Source organism: Rhizobium sp. NFR07 (genome assembly GCF_900111905.1).
In the GTDB taxonomy this organism is placed as follows: Bacteria; Pseudomonadota; Alphaproteobacteria; order Rhizobiales; family Rhizobiaceae; genus Neorhizobium.
The window spans coordinates 13,822-35,694 of record NZ_FOKM01000021.1 but is presented as its reverse complement, the minus strand read 5'-3'; the positions used below and the strand labels follow the sequence as shown (position 1 = coordinate 35,694).

The window sequence follows — 21,873 nt, the reverse complement described above, 5'->3', positions numbered from 1 at the left end:
CTCTTCATGCTTTTCCTCCGATTGTCGGTTTTGCTCCAGTCCCTTCTTCCTTAAAAGCTTGCCGGTTCTGATCCGCAACCCGGAATATTCCTTTTCTGTCTTCGCACTACTTTTGGCTGGGGGTGCCGACATCCGGCGGGTCGACAACAGCCTTCTCACTGCCGTTGAAAAAATAAGTACCCAATCCGATCAGGCCGACCACAAGAATGACCGCTCCGACCCACGTCGCGATTTTCGATGCGACGGAAATCGCAAAACCAAAAAATGCTGCGCCACATCCGACAATAAGCAGCCAAAATTGAGCACTCATCGGCTGTCTCCTTTTCTTAACAAGTTAGCGGGCGAACCTACAGTCTGGTTCTCCTGAAACACGTCATTCGCGTCCAGTTCCGATTGATGCTCATCAATAATGCGAGCGCCGCGTTGTCGTGTAAGATAGCGGCTGAACCATTGAATGCTGACAAGAATTCGCTTTTCGAAATTGACGAGCAGATAGACGTGGACGAAGGCCCACAACAGCCACGCCAACCGTCCTTTCAGCGTCCATGATCCGAAATCGAAGACAGCGGCATTGCGCCCGATGACGGCTGTGTTTCCGCGGTTTTTAAACACGAATGGTGATGTCTTACCTCGTGCTAGTACCGCCCAAGATAAATGCCTTGCTGCTTGGCGACCTGGGCCAGACCAGGGAGTGGTCTGCCGTTCGTTCCGACCGTTAGAGCTGTATCCCCCAGAGCATAGATCTCATCAAGCCCAGTAACGCGGAGGTTCGCGTTAACGGGAATGCGTCCAGCCCTATCTTCCGTCAGCCCAAGCCACTTCGATGCCGGGGACGGTTTGACGCCTGCTCCCCACACGACGCAGCCGGTCGTGCTGAACTCGCTCTGGAGCTGGACTCCTTGGCTGGTGACGTTGAGAACACGTTCACCGACACGGACTTGCACACCGATCCGCTCGAGATAGTCTGCAGCATAGGAGGATAACTTCTCAGGGAAAGCGGCCAAGAGGCCTGGGCCGGCTTCGAGCAAGATGACACGAAACTGCTCCGCTTGCAGATTTCGAAAGTCACGATCGATCATGAAGCGGCCGAGCTCTGAAATCGCCCCGGCCATCTCGACACCAGTCGGCCCACCGCCGATCACAACAAACGTCAGGAGGTCTCGCTGCTCGTCGCGATCGTTCGTTCGCTCAGCCTGCTCGAATGAAAGGAGAAGACGCTGTCGCACAAGACGCGCTTCGTGAAGCGTCTTCATTCCAGGCGCGAAGGGACGCCAGTCATCTCTGCCGAAATAGTTGTAATCCGATCCTGTCGCGATGACCAACCGGTCGTATTCGACTGTCCCACCATGATCGAGGAGCACATGTTTGGCGGACGGATCTATTCCAACGACCTCAGCCAGCAGCATGTTGATATTGCGATAGCGACCCAACGTCTTACGGATAGGCTCGGCAATATCGGCGGGTGAGAGTGCGGCGGTCGCGACCTGATAAAGCAGTGGCTGGAAAAGATTGTGATTGCGCCGGTCGATCACGGTCACCAGGTAATCGGCATTACCAAGCTCCTTTGCGCAGGCCAACCCGCCAAAACCTCCGCCGATGATCACGATCCGGTTTGCCATACGCAGCCCTTTCTCGTTGTCAGTGAGCCCCGCGAACTGGACGCATGCGACAGAGTTCCAAGCCACCTTCACTTTTGGTCGTGGACGAAACCTCATCCACGACCGCAGATGCCGATGATCAGCCAATCTGTTCGTTCTGCGCGCCGCTGTCAGGTCGCGCAGGGCCCAGGATAGGCTCCTCGCCGAGCGGCTCGTTCTGGAAGATGGTGAACTGACCCTTACCGTCGATCGACGGTCCTTCGTTCCACCGTGCAGGTGGAGGCACCGAGCCGTCCGAGGCGGTTGCGAAGAAGTCGTAATTGTGGGTCTGGTCTTCCTTTTCTTGCGGGAAGCTGTTGGGGATAGGCAGAGCACCCTCGTTTCCACCAAGCTCTTCAATGACCGCCAGCCACTGCTGTTGATGCATTGTGTCCCGGGCGATCATGAAATGCAGCATGTCCTTCATGCCGTCATCGTGGGCTGCATTGTAGAGCCGGGTGGCAAGAACGCGCCCGGTGCTTTCTGCCGCCACGTTGCAGTACATGTCGGCGGCAAGATTGCCGCTTGCATAAATATGGGACATGTCGAAGGGCACCCCTTCAGAATTCCCAGGAAATGCCGCCATTCCGGTCGAGAGAATATGACGATGGAGCATGCCCTCGATCACATGACGCGGGTTTTCGCCTCCCATGACAGCGCCGACGATGCCGTCCGCTGCACCAGCTTCCGCCAGACTCGCCGGAGCCTTGTCGAGGTTGAGTGCAACCGCCGTTGCCAGCATCTCGATATGGCCGATCTCCTCGGTAGCCGTATGAAGCAGCATATCTCGATATTTCGTGGTCGGGCCACGTGCTCCCCAAGCCTGGAAGAAGTATTGCATGCAGACGCGGATCTCTCCCTCAACGCCGCCGATGGCCTGCTGGAGCATCCGAGCGAAGATCGGGTCGGGCGATCCGACCTTTACCGGATACTGCAGGCGCTTGTCGAAACTGAACATCGTGTTCTCCTCGTGTGGGTTTACGATACCTCGACAGATATCGGCCCGCGAACAGCACCCGACACGAGAAGTTCCGCTTCTCTGACAAGGAACTCGACTTTTCCGCTGGTTTGCGAGTCTGACCTATCGCTGCAACTTTTGCGCGCTTGGCCTGTTCGACAACCGGAAATAGGAGATTACCGATGAATACGGACCAACGAGCGAGCCGCGGCATGCTGCGATTTGTCGGCGCGATATTCGGCATCGCAATGATCATCGGCGCCGTTTATTTCTTTGTCCTTACGGAAGGTGAACCTGACAAAAGCACGCTTTCCAACCCCCAAACAGGCACAAGCGAGCAGCATTCGCGGTGAGATCGTCGCTCTGGCATAGGACCCGCTTGCTTGCAGGACGATATTGCAATGCGGCGGTGCCCCGCCACATCGGAGTGGAATTCGCTCACGCCAAGCGGCCAGTGATCGGCCTTGCCAGCACAGTGACCATTTTCGGCGGTGAGAAAGCCTATACGGTCATCGAAATCGAGCACGCCCGCACCGACCTCCAGCACGGCGTCTTGGTTGGCCATGCCTCGAGGGACGCGATCAGACCCTCGTCGCTTTGACCGGTTTGATCGCGATCAGCTAGTCATCTCTGTTCTACTGCCATTCAGCGGCCAGGAAGCAGAGTTTCAAAAAATGAAAAACGCTCCAGGCCATCGGACGTCGGTCGCGGAAATATCACACGGTTCCCCTGTTGAACAGCGTCGGCCTTTTCGACAGAGCTCCTATCGCTTTCGCTGGCGTTTTCGTGGTCAACGTTACTGCCAGTGCCTTAGGGCCTTCGTCCAACTTGACAAGGCCAAGGCGGCCTGCCGCAATCTGCAATGTCAGGCGTAGCAGGATCAAGAGCTCCTCTGGCGGCTCGCCGAAGCGGTCGTCAAACTCCTCATCGAGTTCGTCGACCTCCCTCAGGGAATTCGCACGCAACAATCGCGCATGTAGATTGAGCCGGACAGCGGGATCGGACACGTAATCGTCCGGTATGATACCCGCGACCCCGAGGTTGAGGACGGCACGGACGGCCTCTTCGGTCTTTTCTTTGCGCAGTAGCCCGTCGAGCGTACGAACGTCTCGAAAGCGCGCCGGTCGAAGGCTTGCCGACCATCAATTCGTCGACCACTTTCAATAATTGACGGGAGAGGGATGCGCTTGAGCATGGCGTCCAGTGACGAGACCAGCAGCCGGGGGCGATCGGAGGCTTCGGTCCAGACCCTCAATGCATCCATCCCCCTTCCCATGCAGTGCCTGGATGGCGGGACTCGTTCGTAAGGAAGGCAATCCCATGGCGGCAACAGGACAAGGTCCATGGTTGGGAAAGGCATCGGGTCGATCTGGCAAGGCGTGCCGCCGAACTTTCGCCGAGGGCGACGTAACAGAGAGAGTTTTCCGCATTTCGAAGCATGCTGCGAGACGAGTCGCGATAAAGGCAGCTGGCGTTCTGACTACCGGCGTTTTTTCAACGGTATGTGAGGATTGCAAGAGGTCTGTGACTTTGTACTCGGCGATGCGCAACTGGAATTTCCTCATGGCGTCCGGCTTACTGCCACTCTGCGCAAACAAAAGATGCGGCCGCTTGTTTCTCTCGTTTGATCGACGTGCCATTGCTGGCACGGCAAGGGTGACAAGCGCTACGACCAAGCCGGACCCGACGTCGAAGACAGGGGCGCGGAACCGCGGCTCACACCCCTCGAATTTGCGGACTAGCCGTTGCCGACGGGCGACGGCTGCGCACCCTTCAAGCCTTGCGCTTCCTCCTGAATTCGATCGCGTGCGGTGTCGTGGACGTCTGTCGCAATCGAGACCGCCTTGTCGAGGACATCCGTTGCAACCTGTTCGGCCTTGTCCAAGGTCTCCGAGGCCTGATGCGAAACCATGGACTTCACCTCATCGGATGCTGATCCGAGCGCCTCGTCTTCGGCTTTCGTATGTGGAAGGGCGGCGCCGATCGCTGCGCCGACGGCGAAGGCAAGCGCTCCACCCACCAAGGGCTGATCCCTGAAATGCTTGAGGATCGCATCGTTCAACTGGGCGCCCGTGTCGATCGCGCTGCGGCCAGCCTGCGAAACCGTGTCTCCGGTTCTACCGGCAGAGCGCGTGAGGTCCTGCCATGTGCTGGAGATCCAGCCTGACGCTTCATCGAACAGCTTGCCGGCTTCGTCACGCAGGTCATGATAGTGCCGGCCAGACGCATCCGCAAAACCGCGGAAGGTTTTGCCGCTCTCATCCATGAAGTGTCCGGCACGCCGGCCTGTTGCATCCGTCAACGCCTTGTAACGGCTGCCGGCACTGTCGGTGAAATGGCTGTAGCGGTTTTCGCCATCCACGGTGACGGGACCGGATCGCCGGACCTCGCCTTGAATGGTCGCCAAAGGGTAATGGTGATCCTCCGGCTTCGCATAGGATGCAACACTCGTCTTCGGTCCAGCCATCAGCCAAGCAAGGCCAACGCCGACGAGTGCGATCGGGACGGGATTGTTTTTCACCGCAGTGCTCAGGTTGGACGCATACTCGCCACCACCGCTCGACTTGGCATAGCTGATAACCTCATCGACGAGCTGGCCGGGCGACATTCGCTGCTGGATGGCGTCGAGCTTGTTTTCGATCCGGAGGCGGTCCTCGGCGATCTCGCGTTCGATCTCTGCGGAGCTTGGGTTTTCGGATGTGTAGGCCATCACGTTCTGTCCTTTACGATTTTCGCATCCTGCTGAAGAGAGGCGGAGGTGCGTTCAAGCTTCAGGTTGTTGCCCCGGAGTGCGGCGAGCCCGCGGGAAACCAGTCCCCAGGCAATCAGCGCAACGATGAGACCCACAACGACCGAGGACAACGCACTTGCGCTTGGCTCCATCATGCCTCGGGCAACGAGGAAGGCCGTCAGTCCGTTGACCAGGGCGGCGAGTAAGACGCCGATTGCGCAGATGGCAAGGACGAGGCCCGCGGCGAATGCTTCGATGCCGGTCAGCGCATGAGCCATTTTTTCGGAAGCTTCGGTCTTGGCGAGGTTGATCTCCTTGCGGAATAAACTCGAAATATCGCCGACAAGCCCTGTCACGAGTTCGGAGAGCGATCTGTCGTCTGCCGATTTAGCCATTGACGCGGCCCTCCGTGTTTGGCTGACCGTGCGATGGAGTGCTGGTCGGAGTAAGGCCGATCGGTTGCGGTTCTCCATCTCGGTTCGTCTTGGTCGAACCAGCGATGTCTGAACTTGTCGTGTGGGCAGATGCCGTTAGGAACCGGCTTGCGGCGAGACCTGCGATGGCGGCGAGCCCGAGAAAGGCAAGCGGCTGCTTGCGGCCGTAATCTTCCGCCATTCCGGCGATCTCGCCCAGGCTACGATCCTGGATTTCGTCGGTGAATTTCTTGATGCCGGAGCCGAGGCTGCGTGCGACTTTCCCGACCTCCCGGTTGTCGCCCTGCTCGAGCTCGTCAGCCACCTTTTCGATTGCCGAAGCAATTCCACTGATTTTGGTCGCGATGACGTTTTTCTGGTCGTTGGCGGTAGCCTGAACCTTCTCCGATGCGCCCGAGAGTTCGTTGCGGGCAAAACTGGAGGCCGACCTTAAGTCGTCCGACAGTTTTTCCTTGATATCCGTCGTGGTTGCAGCTGGGTCCGGCGATCTGTCGAAGTCCGACGGGCGAGGCCTACCGGCAGTGCTGGACCCCGAAGCGGAAGCTCCGGCCGTATCACTTCTACTGTTATCGTCCATGGTTGTTCCTCCTACGAGCAAGACTCGGTCGGCGACCGACCAGCGCTCAAACCGCGGCGTTTTCGATTAGTTCCGTCGGATGTCAACATTCATACTTTGACCATTGTGACAGCGCGCGTGGCCCGATGCTTGTCAGCCCGCATACCTGAATTCGACGAACAAAGGTCCAAACCGCCAGCCATGTTGCCGAGCGCCCTGTCTCCGGTGAACGAGAGACAAAGACTTTGGCGGCATCGGTGACAACTAAGGCGATCTCTATCGGTCATTTTCACAGCAACGTCTCAGGATTTCGCTTCTCGTCCAGCTATCGGGGCCGGCTAGGTAGTTTTGCTGGAAAATTGGTGACAGGCCGTCCGAAGGCTGCTCACGAAGACGCGATGGCGAAACGCTTCACGCGAGCGCTCCTGCACAGGGCGTCTAGAAAGATGGCGGGGAGACCGAAATCGACCAGATCTTAGTGGTCGAGCGATGGTTAACGAGGTCAATCGGTAATGGTGGCAAAAAATCATCGCCACGAGTTGGAGAAGACTTCGAGTAAGAAGAAATTGTCATCCGTGCGATCTCAACCGCTCATTGCGCTCTTCTCGCATAACTTCGGCGATCTTCTTGACGAGCGATACGGTTGCCAACTCTTCGACAGAGACAGACAACTTCGGTTTCCAGTTGGGGTAGGTATCGCTTGTGCCGGGAATGTTGGTTGGATGCTTCTCGCTGGTCATATCTGCCAGCCGGACAGCGGCGAGCACCGATGGTGTTTTGGCGATGAATCGATGCGCACTGACCACCAAGTCTTTCAGCTTCTCGTCATTCGCGGCCGCAGACGGCAAACGATGCGGCGCTTCTACATCCGCTTGGGCGAGGACGAGTTTCAGGTCCTCGCGCTCGTGCTTGCGTTCTTTAACATGAGCAGCACTCACATCGGACGGAACGATTCCGTGGTCAGCCCGCGCCTTGATGTCGGCCCCTCGCCACCATCCCGCCAGAGTCTGGTGATCGTGCGTTGAGATGCAGGCGAGCGACAGACGTGGGTAGGCATCTGCAGGCTTGAAGCCATCCTCGCCTCGCTCGTAAGAGAGGATCCGATAGGACAAGATCTGGGCTTCAGCCAGATTGTCCTGCAATCCTTCAGGCAGCATGCCCAGATCTTCGCCGATAACGACGCAGCGGAATTCTGCCGATGCATCCGACAGGATTTGCAGCAACTTGTCTTGCGGGTAGTTCACATAGGCGCCACCGTCGGGCGCACTTTCCAGCGGCACCAGAAACAGCCGTCGCAGCGCCGCGGCATGATCAATTCTGACGGCGCCGGCATAACGCATCGCTGCGGTCACCATCCGCCGGTACGGAGATTGCTTCCCAGACGCGATCTGATCCGGATGGAAAGCAGCCAGATGCCAGTCCTGCCCCTCGGTCGCGAACGGGTCCGGCGGGCTTCCGACTGTTGCATCCGAGATGTAGGCATCTTGCTCACTCCAGGTGGCAGACCCGTCCATGGCTTCTCCGACCGCAAGATCGAGATAGAGACCGATCTTTAAGCCTGCGTCCTGTGCGGCCTGGGCTGCCTTGCCGAGCTGCCGGTGTGCCAACCATTGCAGCCACATGTGAAACTGGATGTCGTCGGCGTGGGCCTCCGCAAATCCAGTAACTTCGGGGCCATCGGGCCTCTGATATGCTACCGGCCAACCCTTCCAGCCTGCACCAATTCCGCGTTCTGCCATAAACGCGGACAAGCTTTCGAAAAGCGCATGCAGCCGTAAAACGTCTCCACCCGCTTGAACGAAGGCGTCGAAACTCTCGCCGTCTAACGTGCCTACCGCGGAGCCCTGCTTGGAACGCCAGATTTCCCGCAGGGCCATTAGTTTGATCTCGGCAACGCCGATATAATCGACCAGGTCGGTTTCCCGTAGTGACCTCAGCCGCCTTTCCAGTTGCGGACTGCCCTTAAAGCTAGGTACCTTATCGACCGCGATGTAGAGCGGGTTGAGCATTTGCCGGTTCGAAGGCTCGTACGGGCTGCAGCGATCCGGGTCGGCGATGAATGGTGCATGCAGCGGGTTGAGCCCGATAAAGTCGGCACCCAGCAAGGAGCCCAGCCTGATCATACCTATCAGGTCTTCGAAGTCTCCGATGCCCCAATTGCGTTCGGAGCGCAACTCGTAGATTTGCAGGCTGATACCCCAGACACGTCCCTGTTCGAGCGCTTCCGGCAAATACGATTTCGGGATGGCCTTCGATGGCTTCTGCTTCAGCGGTGTAACGGCAGATTTTTCTTCTACGCCCAAGGCGGCAAGGACCTGTCGTTTCGTTTCGTCGGAGACCGGGACTTCCACATTATCCGGGGACGGCCGCGTCAGGCTGATACCATGTTGCTTGGCCAGTAGGTCGAGATGCGAACCCATAATGTCTCCCCTACATTATTCTCGAGCGGGATTGATGCTTGAATAGACGGACCACGGCGCAAGTATGTTCTCGCTGACCGAGCCGAGTAGATAGATCTGCTCGCCGGTCGGCGGCGCCGGAATTTTTGCAGGTTGGTCAGCTAGGTTCGCGACGATCTGAAGTCTGGAGCCAGCTGCGAGCGTCCAGTCAACGATGGTCAGGCCTCCGTCATGACGGAATGACGCGTTTCCAGCACCCACACCTTGCAGCAGCGGCACGATGCGCTGGTGCCGCAAGTTCAGAAGCGACTTGCAGAATGCGAGCATTTCTACAGCGTCAGCACTGTCACGGTGAGACCAGCCGAGTTTCGCCATCTCGAATATCGACAGCGCGGTCGGATCAAGAGCGTCCTCGGCATCGAACCCTGGAAGGCGTGACAACTCCTCTCGCCGACCTTGTCTGACCTTCTCGTTCAACTCGTCGTCAAAATCGCAGAAATAAGGAAACGGCTCGCGCGCTCCCCATTCCTCCCCCATGAAGAGCATCGGGATCTGAGGCGACAGCGAATAGACGGCAGTCACCGCCTTGATAGGCTCCAGCGGACGGAATGTGATCATCCGATCGCCAAGCGCCCGGTTGCCGATCTGGTCATGGTTCTGGATAAAGGAGATGGACGCGGTAGGAGGCAGGTCGGACGAAGGCTTGCCACGGCTCTCGCCCCGATAAGGCATATGTTCGCCCTGAAAAACGAAACCCTCCGCGAGCGCGCGACCGATCTTGCCGTCGTCCTCAGCGTAGTCCTGATAATAACCGAACGTCTCGCCGGTCGCAGCAATATGCAGTACGCGGTGGACATCGTCGTTCCACTGCGCCGTGAAGCTCCTGGCCCGACCTTCCTCATCGCGCGCCAGCAAATCGCTGTCGTTATCTTCGATCTCGACGATGATGTGAATATGCCGGGTGCCCGCCGCTTCCCGCACCCGGCGGGCCAGTTCATGGAGAAGATGCTCCTCACTGTCGTCCTTGATGACATGCACGGCGTCGAGACGTAGTCCGTCCAGCCTGAACTCCGTGATCCAGTAGATCGCGTTCTGGATGACGAACTCTCTGACCGCCTTCGACCCCTCGCCATCATAATTGATGCCATTGCCCCGTGGCGTCTTGTGGTGCTCGGTGAATAGCGGTGCGTAATTCGGCAGGTAATTTCCATCACGTCCGAAGTGGTTATAGACGACATTCAGGAAGACGCTGATCCCGTGCCGGTGGGCAGCATCGACCAGCGCCATGAAATCTTCGGGCCGGCCGTAGCTGCTGTCGGGTGCATAGGGCAGAACGCCATCATAGCCCCAATTATACCGACCGGGGAAATCACTGACCGGCATGATCTGGATTGCGGTAACACCGATTTCTGCAAGATGGGCTAGCCTTCCGATCGCGGCCCGAAACGTTCCTTCCGGAGTGAAAGAGCCGACATGCAGTTCGTAGATGACGCTCTCTTCCCAAGGACGTCCCGACCAGTCTTTGGCCGTCCACTCGAAAGATTTGAGATCGACGACTTCACTCGCACTGTGGACGTCTTGAGGTTGATAGCGTGACGCCGGGTCCGGCACCACGGATCCATCCGGCAAGCCGAACTTATAATGGCTGCCGGCCCTGACGCCGACCAAAAAGCAGCGATGCCATCCATCGCCTGAGCGTTCCATCTGCCGCGAGTCGCATCCCTCGATGTTGACGGAAACGGCTTTGACCAAGGGAGCCCAGAGCCGGAACTCAACACCACCATCCGAGATGAGAGGACCAAATGCATAGTCGACCAAAACATCACCCTCTTTGTCTTGAACGATAGGGGCCATCACCGGAGCAGTCCTTGACCGCCGTCGACCCAGATCGGAGAGCCCGTGATGTGCCTGGACCTGTCAGATGCCAAGAAAGCGATGACGTCCGCCACATCCTCGCTGCGACCTGGACGCCCACCTGTGATGGGAACTTGCCCGTCAGGCCAAACCACGGGTATCGCCGTTTCGTCTTCTTTTCGAAGCTTGGTGTTGGTCTCGATATTCGTATCGATCTCGCCAGGGCAGACAGCGTTGATGCGTATGTGATGGCGTGCAAGTTCCAGGGCAAGCTGCTGCACCATGGCGACCTGTCCTGCCTTCGTGGCCGTATAGGCCGTCGCCCCAGGCGTTGTGAACGTCCTCGTCCCGTTTATAGACGACACAACGATTATCGAGCCGCCGCCCGAGCGCTTAAGCTCGGGCACGGTCGTGCGGATCGTCAGGAAGGTGCCGGTAAGATTGACGGAGATCGTCTCGTTCCACTCGGCAAGCGTCAGATCGTCGATCGGCGCCCACACGCCGTTGATGCCGGCATTGGCGACGACGACATCAAGCCGGCCATACTGCGCCACGAGCTGTTGAACGGCAGCAACCATCGTTACCTCATCTGCTATATCTGCCAGCAGCGGGACGGCTTCTCCCCCATCCTCACGGATTTGGCTCACGGTGGAAGAAATATCTTCGAGCGTATCTCCGAGAACACCGATCTTCAAACCATCTGCTGCCAAAGCCAGCGCTGCCGCTTTTCCAATACCCGATCCTGCTCCAGTGACGAGGGCAATTGCTGGTTTCATTACGAACTCCCGACTGATGAGGCGATCGCTGTAACCTTTGGACCGAAGCGGAGTTCCGGCCTCGCAGATCTTCGTACGTTTCAGGACAGTTGTTCCACCACAAGGACGGACCGGTTTCGCTTTGCCTTTAGCCCCGCCCTGCGAGCTCTATCCAAAGCAGCGACCACCGATCATCTGCGTGTGTCGGCTCCTTGTAGTAACCCTGCCCCTCATGTTGCACACGCAAGGTTCGCTCAATGATCGGCCTTGACGGCGAGGTTCCCGGTAAGCCTGATGCGTCCAGATAAGCTTCCCGGTCGTCGAGCGTCCCGATAGCTTCGAAGTCCGGCCGACGCGGTGCTGTGACTTTCCATGCGTAATCCGACATCAGGTATTCTCCCCAGTGCCGTCTTCGAAAGGTTGCTGACGAAGGTGCTGGCATGGCCCTTCGAGACTGCGACGTCGCCTTAGACACCATCCTTGCTCATATCCACCTCATCGAGGTTAAGGGCGCCGGATCGGTCCTGGCGCTTGCTAACCATCGGGGTAGGAAAGTTGCTCTTCGGTTCAGATTTCCGGTCTGCCATTCGCTGTACTTCTTCGCTGTCGACAGACTGACCACGCCTTAGCAGGACAGATCCGTAGTTGATGGCGCGCGAACCGGTGCAGTCAGCGCAAGTTCCATTCTGCCCGGATGGCTTCGCGTCTGTACGCTGGCGGACGAGGAGAGCCATTCGCATCGCATTGAAAATTGTCGCCGAAATAGGGTTAAGCGCGGAACTCCCGTGGGTTTGCGATGTTGGCTGCGGAAAGAGGAGATCAACGATGGGTATCGATCCACCGAAAGACGGCGCACCGGGCACCACGGACCAGTCGCCACGTTGGGAAGGTCCACAGGAGAACAGACCGAGAGGTTATCTACCAGCGAAGGACGATCCGGATACGGAAGAAGATGCAGTTGGCGAGACCAACGCCGATCCGGTCAAGCGCAAGGTTACCGACGCGATGAAGACCAAAGGCGACTAGATTCGCTTCGGTCTGCTAGCGTTCCCTGCCCAGCTGTCAATGAGCTTGACCGTCGCGGCCAGCACGTTTGCCCGTCATTGACCGGGTGTCACCGCGTCTCGCGGGATCCCTCCGTCGAGTTGCGGCCGCGTGGACTGTTGTAAGCAGAGAGACTGGTGCGAGCGCGGCAAGACCTGTCACGATTTTATTGACGAGGCCCGGGACCGCCACGGCTTTTCCTATCATAAGCGCCTCGAAAGCTACCCTGGCAACGAGTGCGGGGTCTGCTTTGCGGGAGCGACCGACCCACGTCTCCTGCATCCCCGCCCGCTCATATACCCCCGTTTCGGTAACTCCGGGCATCAGGCAAGTAACGGACACGCCCTTTTCCTTCATCTCGTACCGAAGAGCCTGTGAGAACGAATACAGGAACGCTTTGGAAGCGCAGTAGGTCGCGTGAAAGGGTCCGGGTAACACACTAACGATCGAGGCGGTGACAAGAATCTTTCCGGCGCCCCTTGCCCCCATCCGTTGGGCGATCTGATGGATCAGAGACACAGATCCTCTAATGTTTGTATCGACCACTGCAAGTGTCTGCGATAAATCCGTTTCAACGAAAGCTCCACCGTGATCGATGCCAGCATTGGCCATCAGCAGATCCACCGGGCGATCCAGATCCTCGACGAAGTGCACAAAGTCATCGACACCCTGAATAGTGGACAAGTCCACGCACATGGCATCAACGATAGAGCCGATCTGTCGCAGTTCCACCGCGACATCGTGAATTCGATCCTCGTCTGCTGCGAGCACGAGATCGAATCCGGCAGACGCGGCACGCTTTGCAAGCTCTCGACCAATGCCTGAGGATGCTCCGGTTATTACCGCGAAACCCTGACTTGGTCGATGATGTTGCAGAGAGGACAGAGTATTCCCATCGCTCACGTTACGCACGCTCAAACTTGCGTCGGTCGAATGGTATCGACCGGAATCTCGCCCTCAAGGAACCCTCGCTGCAAGCCTTCCCGACCGTATTCCGCTTCAATGACAGTATAAGCCTTCTCGTCTCGAAATGCGCTCGCATTCCTGGTCGAGACATCTTCAGCCGGCAGAGAATCGATTTCCTGGAAATTCAGCTCGGCGCCAGCAGCTACGAGTCGAGCATCTCCCGCGGTCCGCGCAGCGACGATTAAAGTTCCCATAAATGGAGCCTGATCCCAACGCGCATCATAGGGCGGCGCAACGGGTTCCAACCGATAAACGTTCAAGATTTCGCCGGCTTCTGTCGCGGTCGCGATTTTCTTCGCATCGGCGATCTGAGCCTGGATCTCTACCGACCGACCGAAATGATTTTCGGTCGCGCCAGTGTTTCCTCTTTGTGTCGATCCCGTTGTAATAGCGTTAGACATCATGAAACTCCTTTTAGGGCGTGCCCCCACACACGAAAGTCAGTGAACAGACGAACCGTGTTCCACCCTAAGAGTTCCTGGACGGCCCTGGCAGGTTGGCAGATTTCCCGAAAACTTAACTTCAGATGTCGGCTGAAACTCAATCCTTGCTCCCGATTTGTCTTGGACACTGGGAGGACTTTCGAGGCCACGGTATTTCTTCAACTATCGAATCAATGGGGTGCTGGAGAAAGATCCGGAAGGCTCTGAGTTATAATCCGACGAGGTAATGCTAGAAGAAGCGCAGACCGCGGCTAGAGAGCTGCTGGCGGATAAGGTCCGCGGCGGTGATATTGTCGATGGCGACAAGTTCGAGGTCACGACCGGTGACGGCACGGTTGTACACACTTTGCCTCTACGATCTGTTCTTAAGCTCGACGAGCATGGCTAAACCGCTTACGATCGTGCCGCCTCGGCGCCATCGGAACGCGATGTTCGTCATTCTAGCTTTTAGCGCCCTGCTGTGCGGCATCGTATTCTTAGGCCAGTGGTGGATGCGGGAGCCGTCAGGTGATGTCGATGCGCAGTCGAGCATTACGGATCCTCCGCAGTAGACTGATGAAGCGGCACCATTCGCCACAGCGCAAGGATATGGCATCGCAAACTTCTATTTGCGTATCAAGGATGGCAGCGAAGCCGAGATCGATATTAACGGCACAAACACGCACAAAGCCCTCAACACTGGCCTAAACGCTCTTTCTCAATTCGCCTGCAAAGTTTTTCCACCGCCTGGAATGTCTCGATTTCGATAATGGATTCGGATCGCAAAGCGGTCGCTGAAATGCAGCTCACGTTTTCGGTCAACTACGCGCCGGGTGTGACTGTTTAAGCGAGGTCAGCAAAGTAGCGCTGTAATTATAAACGCCTGCTCGGCCTCCTGACAGAGTATCGCAAATCCTCAAATGAGGAACCAACGGGACGCTACGGAATTCCTTTGCTTTACGAAGCAAGGAGATGGTCGTGGCATTCATTGAAGCGAAAGACGGAACGCAGCTGCACGTCAAGGATTTGGGCCATGGCCAACCCGTCGTTCTTATTCACGGCTGGCCACTGACGGGCGATATGTTCGAGTACCAGTCGCTGGCTCTCTTGGAAGCCGGTTATAGGGTCATCACCTACGATCGCCGAGGGTTCGGTCAGTCGGGTCATCCGGCCGACGGCTACAACTACGACATTTTCGCTGACGATCTCGCCTCCGTGCTGGAAGCGCTCAATATCGAACAAGCGCATCTGGTTGGTTTCTCGATGGGTGGGGGCGAAATCGCTCGATATCTCTCGCGTCACGGCGCCTCGCGTGTATCGAAAGCTGTTCTCGTTTCGTCGGTTGTGCCGTACCTCCTGAAAGATGACAGCAATCCAGACGGCGTCGACTACAGCGTCTTTGCCGACATGAAGAAGCAGGTCCGCGAGGATCGATTTGCCTTCCTCCAAAGTTTTGCGAAGACGTTTTACGGGGTGGGACTGGTCAGCAAGCCGGTCAGCCAGGGCGTGCTCGACTGGTCGTTCGTGCTCGCCGTGATGGCAAGCCCCAAGGCGACGATCGAATGCATCGACGCCTTCGGCAGAACGGACTTCCGTCCAGATCTCGCGGCGTTTACCGTCCCCACACTGATCATCCATGGCACGTCTGACAAGACAGTTCCGATCGATCCAGCAGGCCGAGCGGCTGCCAAAGGAATTCCAGGCGCGAAGTTGATCGAATATGAGGGCGAACCTCATGGTCTGTTCGCGACTGCGCCAGATCGCCTTAGCGAAGATCTCATCGAGTTCCTCGGCTAATATGAGAACGCCGACCAAGCCTTTTTGGCTTGGTCGGTTTACAGGATCTTCTGACATCCACGAAGATTTCGATTTGCAATGAGGCCCGCCGGCCCGACTCAGCGAGAGCTATCAGCACCGGTTCGCACTAGAGATCCAGAGGACGACCTAACTTAATACGGTCAACAGCCGACCCTCGGGTGCGGCCAAAAAGAGGTGCGGAACTATGGCGAAATGGGTTTTGATTAAGCACGAGGGCAACCTTGAAGACGCACGCTGGGAGCTTCCCGGCCACCTCGAGGAACATCACGTCGAGGAGATCGTAAAACGGTTGGTGTGTAGATCGCTGAGCGATGACGAGATTGTCAGCTCTTCGTTACCGCACGGTGACAGTAAGCGATATGTTCTGCTCGACAGAAACGACGATCCGAACATCATTCATATGGGCGAGAACCCTTATTTTGTCGCAACGCTTGAACAATAATCAGTTCGTACAACCGTAGAACCATCCAGCAGTAACCTGTGGCACGTAAGTTGATGGATGAGGAAACCCGTCGCGAGGGCATGGAGGATGACGTTTCGGAATCCGGCTCGATCAAAAATGGATTTAAACAAGCGCTGGACACCGCATGAGCAAAGGGAATTTTGGAGATTGCGATTATCCATGGACGCTCTCTTGATCGGATATCTGGCATCCATCTGCTCGGTAACGAGCTTCGTCCCGCAGGTCATAAAGGTCGTCAAATCTGGGGACACTGCGGCGATATCGGCACGGATGTATACCGTCACTGTCGCTGGATTTGCGCTGTGGACAGCTTTTGGCGTGCTCCGCAGTGAGTGGCCGATCATTCTGACGAACTCGGCATGCTTTTTTCTGGCGGGTTATATTCTCGTTCGAAAACCTCGCGAGTGACGCGTCCGAAGCGAAGACCGTCCGCGCCAAACGTCCTAAGAGATCAAGCAATTTCAGGATGCCGATACGCGGCAACTAAAACTTGGCCTGCCAATGGATTGTTGCTCCGCTCTAGATCACTCATCCCATCATATGCAGTCGTGATGTACAGCTCCGACCCTGCCAGAACGCTGCTATTCGGATTGGAAACTGGCAGATTAATCTGGCCCACGACATCGCCTCGGTGCGAAAAATCTTCAAACATCCACCACCGTACATGGCCGCGATAATGTTTCCGTCTTGGTCTATGCTGAGCCCGTCCGGACTTTCTCCGGGCTGTGTCACGAAAATCCGCCTACCCGAGATCGTACCAGCGCTGGGATCGTAGTTGTACTCCCAGATCGTTCCGCGGCTCGTGTCGGCGTGGTACATCAACGTGCCGTCCAGACCCCAGACTTTTTCGTTTGCGTTGACATATCCGCTCTCCATTTCTTCGAGCTTAGGTCCTCGAAGAACATAAAGTGTAGCCCTGCGGGATGATGTTGATCATTTCGTCTTCTGCTGGCTGTTCGGCAGGCTTCAGTTTCAGCGCCTGGTCAGCATCCACATGACGGCTTCGGGATGCCGGCGGGAGGCTCACCGTCTCTCCCGTTCGCAAGGACGTTTCGACCGCGGCCAGCATCCGCATGTCCATCAGTCCCTCTTCGCCACTGGCTTCGGGTTCGCGGTCGTTGAGGATGCAGTCAGAGAAGTACTGCGTCTCATTTCCGAACTGCTCGACCGGCTCGAACGCGTGCTGTTTTTCGCCCTCATCGATGATCTCCTTGTAGGCGATGCCGACCGACGGTCCGAACATGAAGCAGGGAGAGGCTTCGATCGTTGCCCTGGTGCCGACCAAGGAGAAGTTCTCAGCCGATGCGGTCGCGTAGCTCACCGTAAACTGGGCCGTGCGTTCGTCTGGGAACAGCAATGTCACGGCAACCGTGTCATTGAAGTTGAAGCCGCTGTCCTTGGTCTTGGTCCCGACCGCGTGCACCGCGATCGGCTCAGCGCCAAAGAGGTTGCGGACGGCATTCAGCGGATACGTGCCCATGTCCGGTACTGGCCCACACCAATAGCCGTTATGACCACGCGAATTCTCCTCAGCTAAATTCTGCGCGAAAACCGACGTAAACGATCGAAGATCTCCAAAATCGCCGGCTCGGGCGCGTGTGAACAACTCGACATTGCCCGGCTCGTGGTGAAGCCGGTAGGCAATCATCAGTTTGGCGCCGCTCTTCTTCTGCGCGGCGAGGATCTGCTCTGCTTCCTCGACACTGAACGCCATCGGTTTTTCAAGGAGGACATGGATGCTTGCTTCAAGAGCGGCGACTGCGAAGGGCGTATGCAGGAAATTCGGGGTGTCAACGTATACGGCGTCGATATCACCGGACTTCAAGAGCTCATCGTACTGCTCGTAGGATCAGGACTTGATCCCATATTGGCCGGCCAGCTTGTCTGCTTTAATAGGATCGCCGGTGACCAACGCGGCCAGCTCGGAGTTGTCGGTCTGTTTGATCCCCGGCATGAAGGCTTGCTGGGAGATTTGACCTCCGGCGACGACGGCGTAACGGATCTTCTTTTCAGGTGTCTGCATTGTGCTCTCGGATATTGCTTATCTGGGGGAGCACTGCTGTCGAATGCTGCATTGCACATGAGGAATGCAACAGCCTGTCTGATGTTCCGACATTCACGTGGTCAGCCAGAACGTCCTACGCCCCACATCTGTCTACGAGACTGGTATGATGCTGACCGCCCCATCAGCTTCGAGCACGGCTGACTTAATCTGTTCTAGACGCTCAAGCCCCTGGTTCTGGCGCGCCGCCGTCAACACGTCATCAAGGCTTACGCGCGCACGATGGAAAGCACGGAAATCCACCTCGCCATCAGAGATGAGAACGGTAGGAGCACCGTCCATATACCTGGCGGCGCCCGGCGCCCATCGCTTGAAGTAGGAAAGGCCGATGTCGATCCCGAACAGAACGATCATAAGTACTACGGCATTGGTGATCGCCGCTGGTCTGGCAATTGGCCTTGCACTGCAGGGGACCCTGCAGAACATTGCAGCTGGGATCATGCTCCTCGTTCTGCGTCCCTTCCGGGTTGGAGAATATATCGAGACGTCCAGCGTGAAGGGAAAGATCGTCGATGTCGGCCTGTTTGCAACGGAGCTTCGGACAAGCGAAGGCCTCTATCTCATGGCGCCGAATTCGACGTTGTGGAACACGCCAATCGTCAATCACAGTCGGGAGCCGGATCGTCGGCAAGAACTTTCGATTGCGGTCGGCAACGACGCCGATGTCCGGATGGTCAAAGCTATTCTTTTGGAAGTCGTGAAAGCCGATGATCGCGTCATCAAGCAGCCAGGACCGCGCGTTTACTCAGACGACCTTAGTGCGGACGGAACAACTTTGAAGATCGAATACTGGGCCAAAACTAGCGATTGGACCGAAACCCGGTACGACATGATCGATGCTTTGAAGGGCGGCCTGACGTCAAACGGCATTACAATAAAATAGTCCGACAGCTTACCGAGTGCGGCGGGTACGCGTACCCGCCGCAGGCTCAAAGTGTGTGATCTTCAGCGAGAAATGCCGAACAGGAACCCGACGATTCCCGCAGCGGCCATCGCTTGCCAGGGTCTTTGCCGAATGATCGACCGACTTCTCTCCACCCCGTCCTGGAGTTGGTTTACCGCTTTGTCTTTCAGGTCAATACCAGCGGTCTCAACTCTAGCCTGAAGGCTGAGCAATTCTTCCTTCAACGCGGCAAGCTCGTCCTCGGCAAAGGTGGTCTGGCGCTCGCGAATGCGGACGGTTTGTAAAGCCTGATCCACCAACGGCGCAGGAACGGTCGACGCGGCACTCGGGTGCGCCGCTGGCGATCCCGGGCTTATCACCGTGGTGGACATCGAAACAGAGTCTGAAGCCGGGAAAGTGTCTTCCAACCCTTCCTGAAATTCGTTGTGTTCTTCAGAAACGGTTTTGGCTTTTTCGTTTTCGAAAGCGATGACCGCTGGTGACTTGGGTTCTTGTGGCATGACGTCCTCCAATTTTCTCCCCAACACTTCAGACCAAACGTCAGTTCCAAGGACGGAAGAAAAGCGGCGACCGACCGTTTCCATTGTCAAACTGGGAGGAGTGGCGGGCTCGGCTCAGGAGATGGCGGCACCTTATGCCCGGCTCCTTGTATGGACTGGCTCTCACGCACAAGATTCAAGATGAGTGGCCGCTGATTGGCGCGGTCATTGCATCGGGGCTGGCGCGGCCGCCCCAAGCCAGTTTGCCCGCCCGGACGGTGTTTTCGAGAAGCCCTACCGTTAAATAACCGTCATTGGAGCTCTCCGCCAGCTGGCATGGTTGTAGCGGTCAAAACCGGCAATGTTCCTTCGAGACGGAAGCGAACGCCTTCCGGGAGAAACTCCAGGGTGGTCTTGCCATGGAAATATGGACCGATCATACGCTGAATGAGACCCGATCCGAACCCTGTAGTCGACGGTGGCGTCACTGCCGGACCACCCCGCTCAGTCCATTCCAATCGAAACTCTCCATTCGTGGCAACGTGCCACTTGATGTCGACGCGGCCAGCCTCCCCCGAGAGCGCGCCGTATTTGGCGGCATTGGTCGCCAGTTCGTGCAGTGCCAGAGATAAACCGACAGCTTGCGGTGAATCGAGCCGGTGATTTGGCCCGTCCCAACCCATGCGACCATTGCCTCCATCATGAGGCGCAAGTGCACCCGCGACGACCGACATGATGTCGGCAGCCGAACCTTGCGCGCCGGTGAGTATGTCTTGAGCAGCCGCCAGCGCACTCACGCGCTTGGTGATAGCATCACGGCTTTCTTCCATCGTCCTGGCGCTCTTCAACGTCTGGACGACGATCGCCTGCACGATCGCAAGTGTGTTCTTTATCCGGTGAGCAGCTTTAGCCATGATCTGGGCATTGCGCTCTTCCTCTTCTTTTTGGAGCGTGATGTCCTTCGTCACTACGCCGTAACCGATCAGGTCGCCCTCGCCGTCGCGCACAGGAAACATTGTGAACAGGGCAGGTACCTCATCCCTTGTCGCAAAAGCGCGAAGACGCAGTTCGCGCTCACAGGTCTGGCCCGACTTGATCAACGGCTTGATCTCGGTCTGAAACACAAGACGGTCGCCCTCTGCGATATAATCGATCACGGCCTTAGGACGCCGTCGGATGTCAGCCCTACCAATTCGCGTGCCGCCTGATCAGGAAGAATACCTCACCGCGCTCGTCGGCGATGCCGATGAAGTCCGATGCCTGGCGAACCACGCGTTCATAATTCGCCTTCTCCTGTTCGGCCTTGCGCGCCGCAGCAAAAGGCGTCGCTGAAGGACAATCCGCTTGCGCAATTCGAGTTGCGCCATCGTCTGTTTGGCAAGAAACTGCAGCATCTTAATCTGTTCGTCAGTGAAGTCGCGGGTCTCAATCGAGAACGCATACGATCCCGATAGGGAGGACTTCGGGTGTATTGAGGAGCGCACCCGCATAAGCGCGAATGTGCGGCGCCTCCGTTACCAGCGGATTTCAGTCAAAGCGCGGGTCTTTCGTTGCGTCCGGAACAATCATAGTGTCTTCGAGGAGCAGCGCATGGCGGCAGGTAGCAGTCTCGAGCGGGGTTGATCGCACGCCCAAACCCACCTCAGCCTTAAAGAATTGGCGCGTGGTGTCGATCAGGTTGACGACAGCAATCGGAGCGCCTCAGGTCTCCGACCCGACCCTGGCGAGATCATCGAAATCCGCTTCGCGGGGCGTATCCAACGCTTCGTACGACTGAAGCGCGGCCGACCGCTCAGCCTCATCCCATGTGACAGGCTCTCTCATTGTGCAGGTCTCATTTGGGTCGAAAACGAAGAATGCGATAAGGCCCGTGACAACGAACCAGATGGCGGAGCTGATCGACATGGTGCTTGCGGCGGGGATATCATTGGATGCCGGGTCGATGGCGGCAGCACCAAGGCCGACACCCCAGCAGGGTCAGTAAAATATGTGTGGTGAGCGTGATAGCTACGCCGGCGAAGATCGCGCCCCAAGAAACCTTGTTATAGGCCGCGTTGATATACGGATCCGCGTTGCGTGTATGAAGTGGTGCGACGGTGACTGGTTCGGTCATGTTTATTACCTCGTTGCTCACGGTGGTGTGATTGCGGCAGCAACGTGATCGGAGACATTAGGTTCCTGTAATGAATCGGACGGTGCGTTCCTGCGAAGCAGATATTAAGACGGTCAGGTCTGGGACGGCGTCGCTCGTGAGCGAGCTCTACGGATTGCTCACTCGCCTTTGATTGTGTCCTTGAGGCGCCTATTCGATTCCGCCGTCTCTTCGAGCTTGCCAGTTTATTGCAGGTAGCCGCAGTGCTCATGCAAATGAGCGGGAAAACTCGCAAGCGT

At 57.1% G+C, this 21,873-nt stretch carries 25 protein-coding genes and 2 pseudogenes; 7 read left to right on the top strand and 20 right to left on the bottom strand.

Features of this window, described 5'->3' with window-relative positions:
* Nucleotides 1-106 precede the first annotated feature (106 nt).
* From BM216_RS29895 to BM216_RS29885, 4 genes are all read right to left on the bottom strand, one after another.
* Nucleotides 107-310, bottom strand: coding sequence for a hypothetical protein (locus BM216_RS29895; protein WP_093003476.1), 204 nt, complete (start codon nucleotides 308-310; stop codon nucleotides 107-109).
* Complete coding sequence (locus BM216_RS34875; RefSeq protein ID WP_244530401.1) at nucleotides 307-612, bottom strand: hypothetical protein; 306 nt, start codon at nucleotides 610-612, stop codon at nucleotides 307-309. Before BM216_RS34875 ends, BM216_RS29895 begins: the two co-directional genes overlap by 4 nt.
* 23 nt (nucleotides 613-635) lie before the next feature.
* Nucleotides 636-1,619 (bottom strand): NAD(P)/FAD-dependent oxidoreductase, encoded by a 984-nt coding sequence (locus BM216_RS29890; protein WP_244530400.1) that lies wholly within the window; start codon nucleotides 1,617-1,619, stop codon nucleotides 636-638.
* Nucleotides 1,620-1,737: 118 nt separating this feature from the next.
* Nucleotides 1,738-2,595: a manganese catalase family protein gene (locus BM216_RS29885; RefSeq protein ID WP_093003474.1), complete on the bottom strand. Its 858-nt coding sequence runs from the start codon at nucleotides 2,593-2,595 to the stop codon at nucleotides 1,738-1,740.
* Nucleotides 2,596-2,777: 182 nt separating this feature from the next.
* Here BM216_RS29885 and BM216_RS34345 point away from each other — a divergent pair, with 182 nt between their 5' ends.
* Nucleotides 2,778-2,948, top strand: a complete 171-nt coding sequence (locus tag BM216_RS34345; RefSeq protein ID WP_177230980.1) for a hypothetical protein — start codon at nucleotides 2,778-2,780, stop codon at nucleotides 2,946-2,948.
* Between the two features lie 56 nt (nucleotides 2,949-3,004).
* Nucleotides 3,005-3,196, top strand: coding sequence for a hypothetical protein (locus tag BM216_RS33785; protein WP_143102907.1), 192 nt, complete (start codon nucleotides 3,005-3,007; stop codon nucleotides 3,194-3,196).
* A 115-nt stretch (nucleotides 3,197-3,311) separates the two neighbouring features.
* Here BM216_RS33785 and BM216_RS29880 read toward each other — a convergent pair whose 3' ends face one another.
* From BM216_RS29880 to BM216_RS29850, 7 genes are all read right to left on the bottom strand, one after another.
* Nucleotides 3,312-3,602, bottom strand: a complete 291-nt coding sequence (locus tag BM216_RS29880) for a TRCF domain-containing protein (RefSeq protein WP_244530399.1) — start codon at nucleotides 3,600-3,602, stop codon at nucleotides 3,312-3,314.
* A gap of 731 nt (nucleotides 3,603-4,333) precedes the next feature.
* The gene (locus BM216_RS29875; protein ID WP_093003472.1) at nucleotides 4,334-5,305 is read right to left on the bottom strand and encodes a DUF3618 domain-containing protein; all 972 of its coding nucleotides are present in this window, start codon (nucleotides 5,303-5,305) and stop codon (nucleotides 4,334-4,336) included.
* Entirely contained in the window at nucleotides 5,305-5,721 is a 417-nt protein-coding gene (locus BM216_RS29870) for a phage holin family protein (RefSeq protein WP_093003470.1), read from the bottom strand. Before BM216_RS29870 ends, BM216_RS29875 begins: the two co-directional genes overlap by 1 nt.
* Nucleotides 5,714-6,337 (bottom strand): hypothetical protein, encoded by a 624-nt coding sequence (locus tag BM216_RS29865; protein WP_093003468.1) that lies wholly within the window; start codon nucleotides 6,335-6,337, stop codon nucleotides 5,714-5,716. The genes BM216_RS29870 and BM216_RS29865 overlap by 8 nt, the downstream gene beginning before the upstream one ends.
* Before the next feature lie 548 nt (nucleotides 6,338-6,885).
* Complete coding sequence (gene malQ, locus BM216_RS29860; protein WP_177230986.1) at nucleotides 6,886-8,739, bottom strand: 4-alpha-glucanotransferase; 1,854 nt, start codon at nucleotides 8,737-8,739, stop codon at nucleotides 6,886-6,888.
* A gap of 12 nt (nucleotides 8,740-8,751) precedes the next feature.
* Complete coding sequence (gene treZ / locus BM216_RS29855) at nucleotides 8,752-10,569, bottom strand: malto-oligosyltrehalose trehalohydrolase (RefSeq protein WP_093003464.1); 1,818 nt, start codon at nucleotides 10,567-10,569, stop codon at nucleotides 8,752-8,754.
* Nucleotides 10,569-11,345 (bottom strand): SDR family oxidoreductase, encoded by a 777-nt coding sequence (locus BM216_RS29850; protein WP_093003462.1) that lies wholly within the window; start codon nucleotides 11,343-11,345, stop codon nucleotides 10,569-10,571. Before BM216_RS29850 ends, treZ begins: the two co-directional genes overlap by 1 nt.
* An 804-nt stretch (nucleotides 11,346-12,149) precedes the next feature.
* Here BM216_RS29850 and BM216_RS29835 point away from each other — a divergent pair.
* The gene (locus BM216_RS29835; RefSeq protein WP_093003456.1) at nucleotides 12,150-12,350 is read left to right on the top strand and encodes a hypothetical protein; all 201 of its coding nucleotides are present in this window, start codon (nucleotides 12,150-12,152) and stop codon (nucleotides 12,348-12,350) included.
* A 36-nt stretch (nucleotides 12,351-12,386) separates the two neighbouring features.
* Here BM216_RS29835 and BM216_RS29830 read toward each other — a convergent pair whose 3' ends face one another.
* A complete protein-coding gene (locus tag BM216_RS29830) occupies nucleotides 12,387-13,271 on the bottom strand; it encodes an SDR family NAD(P)-dependent oxidoreductase (protein ID WP_244530408.1) in 885 nt (294 codons plus the stop codon).
* Between the two features lie 11 nt (nucleotides 13,272-13,282).
* Nucleotides 13,283-13,735, bottom strand: a complete 453-nt coding sequence (locus BM216_RS29825; protein ID WP_177230979.1) for a hypothetical protein — start codon at nucleotides 13,733-13,735, stop codon at nucleotides 13,283-13,285.
* A gap of 999 nt (nucleotides 13,736-14,734) precedes the next feature.
* Between BM216_RS29825 and BM216_RS29815 the strand changes: the two genes are divergently transcribed.
* The 3 genes from BM216_RS29815 (at nucleotide 14,735) to BM216_RS29805 (ending at nucleotide 16,445) form a co-directional block, all read left to right on the top strand.
* Nucleotides 14,735-15,553 (top strand): alpha/beta fold hydrolase, encoded by an 819-nt coding sequence (locus tag BM216_RS29815; protein ID WP_093003609.1) that lies wholly within the window; start codon nucleotides 14,735-14,737, stop codon nucleotides 15,551-15,553.
* Between the two features lie 205 nt (nucleotides 15,554-15,758).
* The gene (locus tag BM216_RS29810; RefSeq protein WP_093003454.1) at nucleotides 15,759-16,016 is read left to right on the top strand and encodes a hypothetical protein; all 258 of its coding nucleotides are present in this window, start codon (nucleotides 15,759-15,761) and stop codon (nucleotides 16,014-16,016) included.
* A gap of 180 nt (nucleotides 16,017-16,196) precedes the next feature.
* On the top strand, nucleotides 16,197-16,445 hold the full coding sequence (locus BM216_RS29805; RefSeq protein WP_093003452.1) for a SemiSWEET family sugar transporter: 249 nt from the start codon (nucleotides 16,197-16,199) through the stop codon (nucleotides 16,443-16,445).
* 478 nt (nucleotides 16,446-16,923) lie between these two features.
* On the opposite strand, the gene BM216_RS29795 is transcribed toward BM216_RS29805, so the two are convergent.
* From BM216_RS29795 to BM216_RS29790, 4 genes and pseudogenes are all read right to left on the bottom strand, one after another.
* Nucleotides 16,924-17,685 (bottom strand): Gfo/Idh/MocA family protein, encoded by a 762-nt coding sequence (locus BM216_RS29795; protein ID WP_280141718.1) that lies wholly within the window; start codon nucleotides 17,683-17,685, stop codon nucleotides 16,924-16,926.
* A pseudogene (locus BM216_RS35135) lies at nucleotides 17,686-17,871 on the bottom strand (Gfo/Idh/MocA family oxidoreductase); the annotation flags it as partial.
* Nucleotides 17,872-17,886: 15 nt separating this feature from the next.
* Nucleotides 17,887-18,060, bottom strand: a complete 174-nt coding sequence (locus BM216_RS34510; RefSeq protein ID WP_210217085.1) for a hypothetical protein — start codon at nucleotides 18,058-18,060, stop codon at nucleotides 17,887-17,889.
* 132 nt (nucleotides 18,061-18,192) lie between these two features.
* Nucleotides 18,193-18,444 carry a YetF domain-containing protein gene (locus tag BM216_RS29790; protein WP_244530407.1) on the bottom strand — a complete coding sequence of 84 codons (252 nt, stop codon included), beginning with the start codon at nucleotides 18,442-18,444 and terminating at the stop codon, nucleotides 18,193-18,195.
* A 1-nt stretch (nucleotide 18,445) separates the two neighbouring features.
* Between BM216_RS29790 and BM216_RS29785 the strand changes: the two are divergent.
* Nucleotides 18,446-18,982 (top strand): annotated as a pseudogene (locus BM216_RS29785) (mechanosensitive ion channel domain-containing protein); the annotation flags it as partial.
* A gap of 62 nt (nucleotides 18,983-19,044) precedes the next feature.
* Here the strand turns inward: BM216_RS29785 and BM216_RS34340 are convergent.
* The 3 genes from BM216_RS34340 to BM216_RS33780 form a co-directional block, all read right to left on the bottom strand.
* Nucleotides 19,045-19,503: a hypothetical protein gene (locus BM216_RS34340; protein WP_177230977.1), complete on the bottom strand. Its 459-nt coding sequence runs from the start codon at nucleotides 19,501-19,503 to the stop codon at nucleotides 19,045-19,047.
* A gap of 290 nt (nucleotides 19,504-19,793) precedes the next feature.
* Complete coding sequence (locus tag BM216_RS29775; protein WP_093003447.1) at nucleotides 19,794-20,639, bottom strand: sensor histidine kinase; 846 nt, start codon at nucleotides 20,637-20,639, stop codon at nucleotides 19,794-19,796.
* Nucleotides 20,640-21,406: 767 nt separating this feature from the next.
* Nucleotides 21,407-21,595, bottom strand: a complete 189-nt coding sequence (locus BM216_RS33780) for a hypothetical protein (RefSeq protein WP_143102906.1) — start codon at nucleotides 21,593-21,595, stop codon at nucleotides 21,407-21,409.
* Nucleotides 21,596-21,873 lie beyond the last annotated feature (278 nt).